Genomic DNA, 14,219 nt, shown 5'->3' on the forward strand with positions numbered 1-14,219 from the left:
TGCTCATATTGCTCTTCTTGCTCACTGCCTGTAACTGCTTCCTCCGGGACCTTCCGTCCCAGTATCAGGCTGTCCAGGTCAAAGGGGGAGCTTCACGTCGAGTTCGGCCAGCTGTTCCGTAAGTGCGAGTTCGTGTCCGTGACGCTGGTGAATCCGGAAGGTGAACTCGCGAGGTGACAGCTCGCCGGCGAGCAAGCGGCGTGCGAGCGCGCGCACGGCAGCTTCCTTGCCGGCATCGCTGGCGACTGAATAGAAGGTGAGGCCGAGCTCGTCGAGGGCCTCGGGGAGCAATTCGTGCACGTCGTAGTCCGCCTCAGCGTGTGTGCAGGCTGCCAGGATTCGAAGCCCCGGACTGTCGAGCCCGGCGACGAGCGCATCACAGGCGGCACTGATGACGTCGCCTGCCCGTACGTCTCCCGTGCTCCAGAGGGCGGCATGGTCCTGAAGGACACTTGCTGCTGCTTCGGTCGACGTCACTCGCCCATGATTCCCTTCACGGGGTGTCCTGGTCGAGCTGATTTCGTCGAAGTTGCTGTTCAGCGGCCTGTCCCAGCAGAGCTCGTGCGGAGTCCGCGTAGCGCATCGGTCTTCTCGTCGAGTCCGAACACCTCGGCGAAGTGGAGGGGGTCGGGTCCTTGGACCATGGCTTCTTCGATGTGCCGGTCGACGCGCAGCCTCTCCAGGGTCGCGGCCTGCCCGCGCATCGGCCGCTGATCCAGTGGTTGCTGGCGCGGTCGGTCTTGGTGGCGGTCTGGTTGTTGATCAGAAGGTGGAGGTTGGGGGTCCGGTAGGAACGGAACAGAGAACCGGTGCTGCTGTCAAAACTTCTGGCAGTGGTTCACCTTGGTCAGCCGGTAGCCCCGAGAGCGTTCACGCGGTTCTCGTACTCGAGGCGGGCTTTGCGCTGTGCCGGGATCGCCGAGGTGCAGTCGAGGGGCTGGCAGTGCGTGAGGAGCCGTCGGTGGATGGCGGGTGCGGCGGTGCCGCGGAGGGCATCAGTCGAGGCGGCGCTGGACGCCGGCCTCGGAGTCGACGCGGCGGAAGCCGAAGCGGCGGTTGACGGCCAGCATGGCGGTGTTGGTGCCGGCGACCCAGGTGTGGACGCGGGCGCTGCCGGGGAACGCCTCCACCAGCCGGGCCAGGTTGGCGGCCTTGAGTGCCGCGCCGAGGCCGTGCCCCCGGTGCGCACGCAGCACCAGGGTGTCGCCCTGCAGCACCTGCCCGTCCTGGTCGGCCATCACGAGGATCAGCGTGTAGCCCGCGTACTCGTCACCCGGCCCCCTGGCCATGGTCACGACGGGGGTGAAGCCCTGCTTCACGTGCCGGCCCTCCGCCGCACGGACCCGGGCCGCGTCCCACACCGGGGGCTCCACGTCGAGAGTGCCGGTCGGCACGTCGCGGCCCATCGCGGTCCGCTGTGCCGCGTAGGCGTCCAGGTGCTCCTGCGGGCAGGAACCGACCCAGCCGGTCAAGGAGTAGCCGTCCCGGATCGGCGCCGTGCCGACCGCCGGCAGCGGCAGCACGTAGTGGTCCTCGCCGTGCTCGATGCCGAAGCCGTGCCGCTCGGCGAAGCGCAACCCCGGCGCGCCGTCGGGGCCAGCGCCGTCGGGGACCGGGACCTCGCCGAGCAGGGTGGTACGGCCCTCGGCCCGCGCCGCGTCCACGGCGTGCTCGAACAGCAGGGCGCCGACGCCGCGGCGTCGATGGCCTGGCGGGACGTCGATCTCGACCTCGGCGACGTGCCGGTTCTCCGCCAGCGGGAACCCCAGCAGCAGGGCCCCGACGACGGCCCCGCCCTCGTAGGCGGCGACCGCCCGGACCCGGCGCGGCGCGGCCTCGCTCCGGTCGCGCAGCCGGGGAGCCAGGCTGCCGAAGGAGTCGACGAGGGGATCGGTGCGCCCGGCCACGGCCCCCTCCCGGAAGCACGCGTACCAGGCGCGCAGCGCTGCCTCGTCGTGCGGATCGACGGCGTGGACGGTCGTGGTCACGAGGGCTCCCCAGGATCAACGGCAATGGAACTGCCGCCACGTATCCCACGCCGCATCGCCCGCCGGCAACGGGTTTTGCCGCGCCCCTCGGCCCGTCACGGGATTACCTGGCGAGCGGCGTGTCATCACTCACCCGCACACCCTGACGGCCTAGGTCACACACCGTCAAAACTTCTGACAGCAAAGCCGGTTCTCTGCTCCGTTCCTACCGGACCCCCAGGTTCGCCGTGTTCGGCCCGACTGTGGATCGGTCGGACACGGTGAGAACGCTTCAAGAATCCCGAAGTTGCGTCACAAGACCGCAGACCACACGAAGGAGGAAGAACCCCCCTGGCCACAGGGACAAGGACTCAGCGGGGCTCAGAGGAACTCGCGGGATGTCGCACATTCCTGCGCATGCTCGGTACGAAGCCGAACGCCTGTCGCCGCACCTTCCGAGGGCCCGCATCGCATGCGCTCGGTTCATGAAATGGCTCCGCCGGACGTCCCTCCCCTCACGAGGGGGACGCCCGGCGGAGCCGTTCGCGGTCAGCGCACGTCGTAGGCGCGGACCACGGTCTGGGTGACGGAGTTGCCGTTGGCGTCCGTCAGTTCGGCCTTCAGCGTGACCTGCTTGCCGGAGGCACCCGCGTGGTTCACGGTGGCGCTCCAGGTGCCGTCGTGCCGGTCGACCGGGGCCTCGGTCCAGGTGGTGCCGCCGTCGTAGGAGTACGACAGCTTGGCCCCGGTCAGGGCGGCCGGGGTGTAGCCGGCGTGGCCCGTTGCGGTCAGGGTGATCTTCTGGCCGTCCTCCGCGGCGAGGGTCTTGTTGCTGTCCTCGGGGAGTTCGTAGCGGGGGAAGAGGATCGGGATGCCCTGCGAGTAGACGTTCTCGTCGAGCGCGGAGCGGAACTTCCAGACGGTCTTGACGCTGTTGGACCGCTGCCAGACCCTGGCCGGGAAGCCGAACTTTTCCGTGTTCAGCTCCAGTTCGTACTCCGCGTCCTCGGCCGGGACCTTGAAGACCCCGAAGGGGTAGATGCTCCTGCCGATCTCCTCGCCGTTGCGGCGCAGCCGCAGGTTGCCGATGTCACCGAAGGAACCGTCCACGGCGTGGTGGGTGTTGTCGCCCCACATCGCGGTGGCGAAGCCGATCAGGTTGCCCTGGCGTTCGGCGGTGAGGAGGGGCTTTCCGTCGGCGTCGCGCGGGGCGACCGGGGCGATCGCCCCGTCGTACCAGCGCTCCGTGTCCTGCTCGCCTGCCTGGTACGACCGCGTCCGGCCGACCATGGATTCGCCGAAGGGAAGACTGCTGTTGACGTAGTGTGCCCAGGAGGTGTCGCCGGGAGTGAAGAACTCGGTGCGGGTGCCGGGCGCCGGGAGGGCATCGAAGTTGCCCAGGAACATCCCCATGCCGTTCGGCCGGGTGGCGTAGACGAAGTCGGCGTAGTCGGTGGCTACGCCCATGGCGTGGTACGTCGTGTCCGTGCGGCCGAGCCGTTCGTCGTCGACCCGGTACGTACGGTCCTCGTCGAGCTCACCCCTCTGGGGGAAGCCGAGGCTGTAGGCGTACGGGCTCTTCGCGGTGGCCTTCCAGCGGAGGGTGACCTCGCCGCCGGACAGCCGGTCCAGCAGCGCGGTGGCCTCGGTGGACTCGACAGCGAGTACCGGCACGTCGCCGCTGAGCAGGATGCCGGTCGACGGCATCCAGCGCCCGGGGGCGGAGCGGTAGGCGAGGACGGCCTTGGCGCCCGCGGCCTTGGCGTCGCGGGCCTGCTGGACAACGTAGGTGTTGTCGTCGGCGATGCGGACCAGGGCGATCTTCCCCTGGACCCCGGCGGCCGCAAGCTCGGCCGGAGTTCCGGTCCCGGCGTCGACGAGCCGGGCCTCACCGGTGCCGTCGAGGTTGACCGAGCCGGTGAAGGCGGTGACCGGGTGCAGGGTCTCGCCGCCGACGACGGCGAACTCGGAGATCAACGGGGCGGCGGCACGCCAGTAGCTGCCGAACTCGAAGTCACCGTCGGTGGCCTCGCCCTCGACGGAGGCGTAGTAGCCGCGGATCCCGCGTCCGCCGCCAAGGGTTGCGGAGTGCCGCCAGACGTCGTCCCAGGAGCGGGCGAAGGCAAGGGTGGCAGAACGCACTTCGGTGGGGCGTTCGGTCCGGATCTGCAGCCGGTGGGCGTCGCGGGCGTCCAGGACGACGGTGGTGTCCTTCTTCAGCTCCAGCTGCGGGCGGCCCAGGTAGGTAAGGGAATCGGCCACCTGCGCGCCCTCGCCGGGGTCGGGGGTGACGACGAAGCTGGAGAGGAAGTAGCTGCCGGGGCGCAGTCGGTATTCCTGGACCATGGCGCCGCGGTTGAAGCGGCGCTCGCCGGTGGCGGTGTCGGTGCCGACGACGTCGATCGAGGAGCCGCCGGCGGCCGGCTTGCCGAGGCGGTCGACGACCTTGACCCGCAGGGAGACCGTCTCCGGCTGGACGTACAGCGAGAACGGCGTGGAGACGTGGACGCCGTCGGCGGTGGCCAGCACCCGGCCGGTGATGTCGCCGTACTGGCCGGGCTCCAGGTGTGCGTCCGGGTCGAGGACCAGCGGGACCTTGACGGTGGCTCCGGCCGGCACGGTGACGCTCTTGCCGCCCAGCCGGGCGATCTTCGAGCGGATGTCGGTGCCGTCGTTGCCGGTGACGCCCTGAAGCGCGAGGTCCAGCGTCACCGGCTGGTCGCCGGTGTTGGTGTACGGGATGTCGACGCTGGTGCGGTCGCCGCTGCTCTGCGGCCAGTTGAAGGTGCCGCCCTGGACGGCCGGGGCGCCGAGGACCTGGGCGTCGATCGCCGCCTTGACGTCGAGGCGGCCGCCTCCGGTCTCGCGGGCGTCGCCGGGTATGGAGTTCTTCGCGGAGGAGACGAGCGCGGCCTTGATCTGCTGCGCGGTCCAGTCGGGGTGGCGCTGCTTGACGATGGCGGCGGCGCCCGCGACATGCGGGGTGGCCATGGACGTACCGGACATGGTCCGGTACGCGTACACTCCGCGCCCGCCCGCCGCGGCGGCGGAGATGCCGACGCCGGGGGCGGCGATCTCGGGCTTGAGGGTGTGCGAGATGCGGGCCGGGCCGCGGCTGGAGAAGGGCGCCGTGGAGTCGTCGCGGTCGACGGCGCCGACGGTGAGCACGCTGGGGGCGCAGCCCGGGGAGGAGACGGAGTTGAGGGACGGGCCGGAGTTTCCGGCGGCGACGACGAACAGCGTGTCCTTGGACTGCGCGAGTTCCTCGGCGGCGGCGCTCATGGGGTCGGTGCAGTCGGTCGCGGCCGGGTTGCCGAGGCTCATGGAGACGACGTCGGCCTTGTTGTCGACGGCCCACTGCATACCGGCGATGATCCAGGACGTGGCGCCGTATCCCCCGTCGTTGAGCACCTTGCCGTTGAGCAGCTCGGTGCCCGGCGCGACGCCCTTCTTCTTTCCGTCGCTCGCCGCGCCCGAGCCGCCCACCGTGGAGATGGTGTGGGTTCCGTGGCCCTGGCGGTCGCCGTCGTTGGAGGAGTCGGTGAAGTTCTTGGACGCGACGATCCGGCCCTTGAGGTCGGGGTGTTCGGCGTCCGCGCCGGTGTCCAGGACCGCGACCTTGGTGCCCTTGCCGTCGTAGCCGGCGGCCCAGGCGAGGTCGGCGCCGACCTGCTTCGTGGACTTCTCGAGGTTGGCCTCGACCTTGCGGTCCAGCCAGAGCTTCTTCAGGTCGGAGCCGGAGCGCGTACGGCGGGAGGTGATGTCCGCCCAGAAGTCGGCGGCCTTCTTCTTGTCGGCCTTCAGCGCCACACCGTCGGCCGCCTTGAGCACCGGTCCGCGCTCGACGCCACGCGGGGCGGCGGGCACGGCGCGGGCGACGTCGACGGAGGTGTCGTAGACGGCGATCAGCGGAACGGCGTCGGTGTGCGCGTCGTCGTAGCCCTGCCGGATCAGACCGGTGACATTGAAGAGTTCCTCGTCGACCTTGCCTGCAGCGAGTGCCGCGGCGGCACCCTCGGGGTAGACGTACAGGTCCTTGCCCGACTGGCGGGTCTCCAGCAAGGGCACGCTGCCGTCCTCGCGCGGTAGCGCGACGGCTGCACTGCGGCCGGAACGGTCAGTGCTCACCAGGACCTTGTCACCGGTGACGAGCGTGACCGTGACAGGCTTGTCCGCCTGTTGTGCCTGGGCCGTCTCACTGCCGACGATGGATCTGCTGCCGGTCGCGTCGTCCTGTGGCCCGGCGGCCACGGACGGCGCGACAGCGGTGACGGCCAGGACGACGGCGGTGGCCGCCCCCAGTGCCGCACGCGATAACGAGCGCATACCTCTCCCCTACTAGTTCGGAGCTGCGGTGGCGACACCCTTGCAAAGAAGCGGGCGGTACGGGAGTGCTCTGCCGAGGCGGAATGAGTCCGTGTCGGCTACCCGCCACGGACGCCGTAGAAGAATCCACTGCTCGGCGGCGCCTGCACCGGCCGGACCCGGGCGGGTCTGCTCGTCTCAGCCGGGTGTGCCGGCGGATGTTCGGGATCGCGTCGTCCGGCTTCACCCGGAGAATCCGCTGGATCGTTCCGTAGCAGGTTCGTTCAAGCGCCGAGCGCTGCGGCGGCGCAGGCTGGAGGCATGGAGAAAAGCATGCCTGCGCCCGTACGAGCCCCTTTCGAAGGGGAGTTGGCCCCGCGCTTACGCCGCCGCGAGCACCGCGAGATGTGGCACACCATGGAGCGCGCGCACATCCTGTCCCAGTCCTGGCCTCGGCGGCCCACCATGTGGCGGTGTGCCCGTCGCGAAACGTGCGCTCGGTGCGCGACCAGTCCCCGGGATGCTCGGCATCCTGCCAGGTCAGGAGGCGTTCGGCGTCGACGGGAGTGTGGGCGTCGGGGCCGTAGGCCCAGGTGTTCTGCTGGGGCTTGAGGGCCCATCACGAACGGCAGGCCAGCAGTGTCCAGGCTCGCGCGGAAGCTGTCCTGGTCGCCGTAGGCGCAGTCGGCCCAACTGCGCGGAAGACCAGCCCGGCCGCCTTGGCCCGGGCAGCCAGGTCGGCCGCGATCTGCAGTTTGGTGCAAAAGCCCGGGTCGTCCTTGCCTCGGGAGAAGTGATGGGCCGGAGTGTAGGGGCAGGCGTGCACCGGGTAGTAGACGCGCTCGTCCGCCCAGCAGGTGGTCACGGTGACCACACCACGGTCGATCTTCCCGACCGAGCCGAGATACTGCTTGCCCACGTGCGCGGTCGCCGTCCCGTCCTTGCGGTCGCCAGAGTCATCGACGAGGAGTGCCCCGCCCGGGTGCGGAGCGGTGGCCGGGTCGGCCAGCAGCAGCTCCAGGCGGCGGGCGTTGACCGCTTCCTGGCTCCAGGTCGATTCGGACAAGAAGAACTGCAGCCGCTGCACCGCCGCATGCTGGGCACCGGCCACTGGTTCGGCGCCGGCCAGGCAAGTCAGCGTCTTGTTGCGATCGCGGGGCAGCAGCAGCCCGGCCAGGTACCCGCGAAACCCACGCCGCTGGGCCAGCGTCCCGAAGAGGTCATCGAAGCGGACGGCGTGCGCTTCGAGCGGACCGGGCGCGGGCGGACACGGCAGCCGTTTCGTCATCTCGGGCTCCCCAGGCCGTAGTTGATGCCTTTACTTCATGGCCTTCTCCCGCACGAACCCGCCGTCAACAAACCACCGCTAAAGGGTGACCGCCGGGACGTGCTGGGTTACGCAGTGGACGCCGCCGCCGCCCCAGGCCAGGACTCGCGCCGGCGTTCCGACGACCTCGCGTCCGGGGAAGAGAGTGGCGAACTGGGCGAGGGCGGGGGCGTCCGCCGGCTCTCCCGCGATGGGTACGACGACGCTGCCTCTGGTGAGGTAGTAGTTCGTGTAGCTGAAGGTCTCGACGGTCAGGCCGTTCTGGCGGAAGTGCGGCTGGTGGTGCATCTCCACCACCTGGAAGAGCCGGCCGCAGGCGTCGGTCGCTGCGTCGAGGACCGCCTTGTTGGCTGCCATCCTGGCGTTGTTGGAGCTTGTGGGGTCGGGCTGGGTATGGAGGAGGACCTTGGCGGGGCCCAGGTAGGCGGCGACGAGGTCGACGTGTCCGTTGGTGATCTCGTCGTGGTGCAGCCCGTACGGCAGCCAGATCAGCTTGCTCGCCCCGTACGCGGCGAGCAGCGAGGCCTCGATCTGCGCGCGGGTCATGCTGGGGTTCCGGTTGGGGTTGAGCAGACATTCCTCGGTGGTGATGAGGGTGCCCTGCCCGTCGGTGAGGACGGCTCCACCCTCCAGGGCCATGTCAACGGGCTTGCGGGTGTCACCCAGGTACGCGCACACGCCGACGGGCAGGAAGTCGTCCTGTCGTAGGGGTACTTGTTGCCCCAGCCGTTGAAGGCGAAGTCCAGGCCGATCCGGTGGGTCTTCCGGGTGTTGACCGCGAAGATCGGGCCGGTGTCGCGGGTCCAGCAGTCGTTGACCGGGTACTCGGTGACCGTGACCGTGCTGCCGCACTGGGCGCGCGCCTGCACCGCCTGGCCCGGTTCCGCGACCATGACCACGGGTTCGAAGCGGGCGATGGCCCGGGCGATCCCGGCGATCTCGGCCTGGACGTCGGCGAGCAGTCCGCCCCATCCGACCTGCCTGCTCCAGGGCCAGGCCATCATGCAGGCGGCGTGGGGCTCCCATTCGGCCGACGCGTGGTGCGGGTCCTCGTTCGGTACGGCGAAGGCGGTGCGGCCGAGCAGCGGGAGAGCGGCGGCCGTGAGGGCGGCGACGCCGAAGCCGCGACGGGTCATGCGTGGCAGGTCCATGGCATAACTCCTTCGGCGGGTTTTCCCTCTGTGGACAGGGCCGGGCGACCCTGTCGGGGAAGGGGCGGGAGGGGTGACGGAGGGTCAGGGGCGCTCTGGGGCGGGTACGGTCGCCGGTTCGTTCTCGTTCTGCTCGCTCCGACCCCCCTCCTCGCGGGCCTGGGCGGCGCGGAGTGCGTCCTGCGGCTTCTTCACGACCAGGTAGACGAGGCCGGCGGTGATCACCACACCGATTCCCAGCAGGCCCGCCCAGATCTGGTACCAGGGGGCGCCGGGCGGGGCGAGGATGGCCCGCGGCCAGCACACGTTGACGACCTCAAAAGCGGTCCACAGGACGGCCAGCACGTTCAGGAAGGTGCCCTTGCGTCCCAGCCGGATGTGACCGGAGGGGACCCAGGTGCCGCGGAGGCGGGCGATCAGGGCGGCCAGACTGACCAGGAAGAACGGCAGGAACGTGGCCGCGGTACCGAAGGCGATCAGGCTGCCGATCGCGGTGGCGTTCAGGCCGAGCAGCAGCCCCGTACAGCTGACGAGGGTCGAGGCGACGAGTCCGCCGATGGGGGCCTGGCGGCTGTTGACCTTTCGCACCTGGCGGGAGAAGGGGAAGACGCCGTCGCGGGCCAGCGAGTACACCCCGCGGGCGGCCCCACCCTGGGAGGCCATGGCGCAGGCGAGGAATCCGACGAGGACCACGGCCACGAAAGGCTTGTCGGACCAGGATCCGAAGGCCGTGGCGACTGCGGTGGTCACCGGGTCGAGGTCCTCTCCCGCTACGACGGCCTGCGGCGCGGGGTGGGCGAGGGCGACCGCCATCGCGTTGAGGATGACCACGAGGCCGACGCTGAGCAGCGCCCACCACATGGCGCGGGGCACCTGCCGGGCGGCGTCTTTGGTCTCCTCGGCTGTCGAGACGCAGGCGTCGAATCCGATGAACCCCCAGCCGGCGACGGCCAGGACGGCCAGGAAGGCGACGACGGTCGAGCCGCCGGACAGTTCCTCGGCTCCGAGGGTTTCGGTGAACAGCGAGAATCCGTGCTCGCGGAAGAAGAGCAGGAGGGCGAAGCCGACCAGTACGGAGGCGATGGCCTCGGCGGCGATGCCGAGGGAGACGAACAAGCTCAGGATCCTGATGCCGTACGCGTTGACGAGCATGCAGGCGAGGAGGACTCCGGCGGCCACCGCGACCAGGGAGCCCGGCGTGGGCGTGGCGCCGACGAGGGCGAAGACCCAGGGGGATGCCAGGTAGGAGACGGTGGTGTTGCCGAACATGATGGCGAACTGCCACACCCAGCCGCTCAGCCAGCCGAAGGACGGGCCGAGGAGCCGGCGGCACCACTGGTACGGGCCGCCGGTGAGCGGCCACTGGGAGGCCAGCTCGGAGTAGACGTTCACCACGAAGCACTGGCCGAGGAGCACGATCGGCAGTGCCCAGACCCAGGCGGGCCCGGCGATCATCGTGCCGACCATCGAGACGGCGTAGAGGGCGACGACGGGCGAGACCACGGCGAAGCCCATGGCGATGTTCCCGAGGATGCCGAGGCTGCGGCTGAGCTCCTGGGTGTAGCCGAGGTCTGCCAGGCGGGCGGCGTCGGTGTCGGTGTCGGTGCCGGCGGCTGGGCCACCCGGTTCAGGGCGTGCGGGGGCAGTCTCGGGCATGGCGCACCTCTCGCAATGCGGGACGCACCGGTCCGGCCGGTGCGTCCCGGAAGCTAAATCTAACGTGGTTAGGTTTTGCGAATGCGGGGACCTTAACCCGGCCTGAACTTCTTGGGAACCCCCTCCGTGCAGGTAACCTGACGACTGATGTCGAGGGGGATCACACCGTGGGCCGACCGAACCAGCCGCTGCTCAGCCGCGGGAGCATCGCGCGCGCGGCCCTCGAACTCCTCGACGAGGAGGGCCCCCAGGCGCTGAAAATGCGCACGCTCGCCGAACGGCTCGGGGTCAGGGGTGCGTCGCTGTACCATCACGTCGCGTCGAAGGACGACGTCCTCGACGCGGTCTCGGAACTGATCAACGAGGAGATCGATCTCAGCCCGCTCGACGGGCCCGACTGGCGGCAGGGGATCGCCGCCTACGCGCGGGGCTACCGCCAGGTGTACCTGCGCCACCCGAACGCGATCGCCCCGGCGGCGCGGCGCGCGGTCGAGGCGGCCCCGGCCCTGCGCGGCTACGACGCGCTCCTCGCGGCCCTGATCCGGGCGGGCTGCACACCCGCGCACGCCGCCGAGGCCGCCGCTGCCATCGACTACCTCGTCCTCGGCTCGGCGCTGGAGACCTTCACCGCGGGATTCACCCGGCCGGCCGTGGAATACCGGCCCGACTACCCCGCCCTGGCCGACTCGCTGACCGGCGCCGCGGCCACCGGCGCCGGCCTGGCCGAGCTCGACGACCGCGGTTTCGAACTTGGCCTGGGGCTCGTCCTCGACGGCCTCGCGGCGCGCCTGTAGACCCTGCCGGAGACCCGGCCCGTGCCATCGGATCCGGCGCGCGGGTGCGTGGCCGCTACCAGCCGAAGCGGCGGTCGACCTCACGCGCGAACTCCTCGAAGGTCAGGACCCCGTCCCCGTCCAGGTTGGCCTGGTCGAAGAGGGCCGAGAACGCGTCCGCGTCGCCCACTCCCCCAGAAGGGCGTTGTCACGTTGTTGGGTGTGTGGGTGTCTGACGGTGTGTCGAGGCGTGGTGGGGCCTGGTTCCGGCCTGTGCTCAGGCCGCGGTCGTCAGGCCGGTGTTCTCGGTGACGTGGTCCCAGAGGGTGAAGCGGATGGTCATGTCGAAGCGGTCTTCGTCGGCCAGGTCAGCGAATACCTCGCCTGATCCAGCGGATCACGTGGAGAGCCGGGTGCTCGGCCAACGGGCACGTCAACCCCGCCACCCCCTTCCCGACCACCCACGGCCTTCCAGAGCCTTCTGGACGAGCAGGGGATTCCTCGACTGCGGTCCTGGCAGGCGGCCAGCTACTGGCCCTGCACGTCTCAAGGTCCCCGACAGAGTCAAGCTCAGAGGAAGTAGAGGCGGCTGAGCGAGACCTGGTCGGCCGGCTCGGAGCGCATGGGGGCGCCGTCGAGCGTGACCAGGCCGCTGCGCCTGTCCACGTCCACCTGGCCGGTACGGGAGTTGAGGACCAGGTCGGCCGGTCCAATGCCGCGGGTGCCGCGCACAGCGACGCGGCGACGCCGGGTCGGCATGGAGTCGAACGCCTTGCCGGGCGAGCCCGCCTCGACGGCGGCACCGCTGACGAAGGCGACCGACAGGTCTGCGGCGGTCGCGCCGTGCGAGCCGAACAGTGGGCCCATCACCAGCGGTTCACAGGTGCCGGTGGCGGCGTTCGGGTCGCCGGTGACGCCGTAGGCCGGGAAGCCGGACTTGAGCACCATCTGCGGCTTGGCACCGAAGTACGCCGGGCGCCACAGGACGATGTCGGCCATCTTACCGGCCTCAATGGAGCCGATCTCGTGCGCGAGGCCGTGGGCGATCGCCGGGTTGATGGTGAGCTTCGCCATGTAGCGCAGCACGCGCGCGTTGTCGTCGTCTGGCCCGTCGCCCTCCATGGGGCCGAGCTCGGCCTTCATCTTGCCGGCCATCGCGAAGGTGCGGCGAGCGGTCTCGCCCGCGCGGCCCATGCCCTGGGCGTCGGAGGAGGTGATGCCGATCGCGCCCAGGTCGTGCAGCACGTCCTCGGCGCCCATCGTTCCGGCACGGATGCGGTCACGCGCCATGGCGGCGTCGCCCGGCAGCTCCGGCTTGAGGTCGTGGACGGAGACGATCATGCCGTAGTGCTCAGCGACCGCGTCCCGGCCGAAGGGCAAGGTGGGGTTGGTGGAGGAGCCGATGATGTTCGGCACGCCCGCCATCTTGAGCACGTTAGGGACGTGTCCGCCACCGCAGCCCTCGATGTGGAAGGCGTGGATCGTACGGCCTTCGAGGACCTTGAGGGTGTCCTCGACCGACAGGCACTCGTTCAGGCCGTCGCTGTGCAGCGCCACCTGGACGTCGTGCTCCTCGGCGACCCGCAGCGCGGTGTCCAGCGCCCGAGTGTGCGCGCCCATGTCCTCGTGCACCTTGAAGCCGGACGCGCCGCCCTCGGCCAGCGCCTCGACCAGGGGCGCGGTGTCGGAGGACGAGCCACGGGCCAGGAACGCGATGTTGACCGGCCAGGCGTCGAAGGAGTTGAAGGCATGGCGCAGCGCCCACGGCGAGTTCACTCCGACGCCCCACACCGGGCCGAACTCCTGGCCGACGATCGTGGTCACGCCGGACGCGAGGGAGGCCTCCATGATCCGCGGCGAGAGCAGATGCACGTGGGTGTCCACGGCGCCCGCGGTGGCGATCATGCCCTCGCCGGAGACGATGGACGTGCCCGTACCGACGACGACGTCGACGCCGTCGAGGGTGTCCGGGTTGCCGGCACGCCCGATGCCGGCGATGCGGCCTTCGCGGATGCCGATAGACACCTTGCGGATGCCCTGGATCGCATCGATGACCACGACGTTGCTGATCACGACGTCACAGGTCTCGCGGACGGCCGCGGCCTTCAGGTGCAGGCCGTCGCGGGCGGTCTTGCCGAAGCCCGCCAGGAACTCGTCGCCCGGCTTCTGCGCGTCGGACTCGACACGGATGACCAGGCCAGAGTCACCCAGGCGCACACGGTCCCCGGCGCGCGGGCCGTGTACGGCGGCGTACTCGTGCGGATCGATGCCGGTCACCGGTTCTCCTCCTCGGTGCGAGCCCCCTCGGTACGGGACTCCTCGGGGCGGGCCCCGAGGTAGCCGCAGACAGCGGCGCGGCGCAGCGCTTCCTCACGCGCGCCGGGTGCGTCGAGCGGGCCGTCGACGAGACCGGCGAAGCCGATCGCGATCCGCTCGCCGCCGATCGGTACGAGGCCGATCTCGACCTCGGCGCCCGGGTCGAAGCGCGTGGAGGACCCGGCCGGGGCGCACAGCCGCATGCCGTACGCCGCCGCGCGGTCGAACTCCAGCCGCGGGTTCGACTCGAAGAAGTGGAAGTGCGAGGTGACGCTGACCGGCACGTCCGCGGTGTTGTGCACCATCAGCCGGACTGCCGGCTCGGGCTCCTCGTCCGCCGGCCCGGGGAGGACCGCGCCGGGCGCCTCGTCACCGAGGCCCAGACCGCGGATCGGGTCCGGCACGACGGCGAGCCGCGAGCCGTCGTCGAAGACGGCCTCCACCATCACGTCGCCGATGACATCCGCCACACCAGGCAGTACGTCGTCGGGTCCCAGCACATGGCGCGCGGCCGTGATGGCCTCGGAGAGGCGTTTGCCGTCCCTAGCCGCCTCGCAGACGGTGTCCGCGATCAGCGCGGTCGCCTCGGGCACGTTCAACTTCAGCCCACGCGCCCGCCGTGCCCGCGCCAGCTCTGCGGCGCCGAACAGCAGGAGACGATCGCGCTCTGTCGGGGTCAGTCGCACGTCTCCTCCCGGGATGGGCGGGCGGTAGGAGGTTCGCT

The 14,219-nt window shown here is 70.4% G+C and carries 11 protein-coding genes and 1 pseudogene; 1 reads left to right on the plus strand and 11 read right to left on the minus strand.

From position 1 onward, the window contains the following. Positions 1-78 precede the first annotated feature (78 nt). The 8 genes from AB0915_RS26905 to AB0915_RS26940 all read right to left on the minus strand — a co-directional run bounded on the left by AB0915_RS26905 (position 79) and on the right by AB0915_RS26940 (position 10,406). The gene (locus AB0915_RS26905) at positions 79-477 is read right to left on the minus strand and encodes a hypothetical protein (protein ID WP_366693521.1); all 399 of its coding nucleotides are present in this window, start codon (positions 475-477) and stop codon (positions 79-81) included. Positions 478-536: 59 nt separating this feature from the next. Then, positions 537-704 carry a hypothetical protein gene (locus AB0915_RS26910; protein WP_366693522.1) on the minus strand — a complete coding sequence of 56 codons (168 nt, stop codon included), beginning with the start codon at positions 702-704 and terminating at the stop codon, positions 537-539. Between the two features lie 291 nt (positions 705-995). After that, positions 996-1,988, minus strand: a complete 993-nt coding sequence (locus tag AB0915_RS26915) for a GNAT family N-acetyltransferase (protein ID WP_366693523.1) — start codon at positions 1,986-1,988, stop codon at positions 996-998. A gap of 528 nt (positions 1,989-2,516) precedes the next feature. Further along, positions 2,517-6,293, minus strand: a complete 3,777-nt coding sequence (locus AB0915_RS26920) for a S8 family serine peptidase (RefSeq protein WP_366693524.1) — start codon at positions 6,291-6,293, stop codon at positions 2,517-2,519. A gap of 598 nt (positions 6,294-6,891) precedes the next feature. Continuing rightward, a complete protein-coding gene (locus tag AB0915_RS26925; RefSeq protein ID WP_366693525.1) occupies positions 6,892-7,560 on the minus strand; it encodes a transposase in 669 nt (222 codons plus the stop codon). Between the two features lie 78 nt (positions 7,561-7,638). Next, positions 7,639-8,238 carry an agmatine deiminase family protein gene (locus tag AB0915_RS26930; protein WP_366693541.1) on the minus strand — a complete coding sequence of 200 codons (600 nt, stop codon included), beginning with the start codon at positions 8,236-8,238 and terminating at the stop codon, positions 7,639-7,641. Beyond that, entirely contained in the window at positions 8,142-8,750 is a 609-nt protein-coding gene (locus AB0915_RS26935) for an agmatine deiminase family protein (RefSeq protein ID WP_366693526.1), read from the minus strand. Before AB0915_RS26935 ends, AB0915_RS26930 begins: the two co-directional genes overlap by 97 nt. 84 nt (positions 8,751-8,834) lie before the next feature. Continuing rightward, a complete protein-coding gene (locus tag AB0915_RS26940) occupies positions 8,835-10,406 on the minus strand; it encodes an APC family permease (RefSeq protein WP_366693527.1) in 1,572 nt (523 codons plus the stop codon). Between the two features lie 167 nt (positions 10,407-10,573). On the opposite strand from AB0915_RS26940, the gene AB0915_RS26945 reads away from it, so the two are divergent. After that, the gene (locus AB0915_RS26945) at positions 10,574-11,200 is read left to right on the plus strand and encodes a TetR/AcrR family transcriptional regulator C-terminal domain-containing protein (RefSeq protein ID WP_366693528.1); all 627 of its coding nucleotides are present in this window, start codon (positions 10,574-10,576) and stop codon (positions 11,198-11,200) included. A gap of 55 nt (positions 11,201-11,255) precedes the next feature. Here AB0915_RS26945 and AB0915_RS26950 read toward each other — a convergent pair. The 3 genes and pseudogenes from AB0915_RS26950 to ureA form a co-directional block, all read right to left on the minus strand. Continuing rightward, a pseudogene (locus AB0915_RS26950) lies at positions 11,256-11,372 on the minus strand (EF-hand domain-containing protein); the annotation flags it as partial. A 377-nt stretch (positions 11,373-11,749) separates the two neighbouring features. Then, complete coding sequence (locus AB0915_RS26955; RefSeq protein WP_366693542.1) at positions 11,750-13,447, minus strand: urease subunit alpha; 1,698 nt, start codon at positions 13,445-13,447, stop codon at positions 11,750-11,752. A 5-nt stretch (positions 13,448-13,452) separates the two neighbouring features. Then, entirely contained in the window at positions 13,453-14,181 is a 729-nt protein-coding gene (gene ureA / locus AB0915_RS26960) for an urease subunit gamma (RefSeq protein ID WP_366693529.1), read from the minus strand. Positions 14,182-14,219: the final 38 nt, after the last annotated feature.

Source organism: Streptomyces sp. NPDC048411 (assembly GCF_040704695.1).
Lineage (GTDB): Bacteria > Actinomycetota > Actinomycetes > Streptomycetales > Streptomycetaceae > Streptomyces.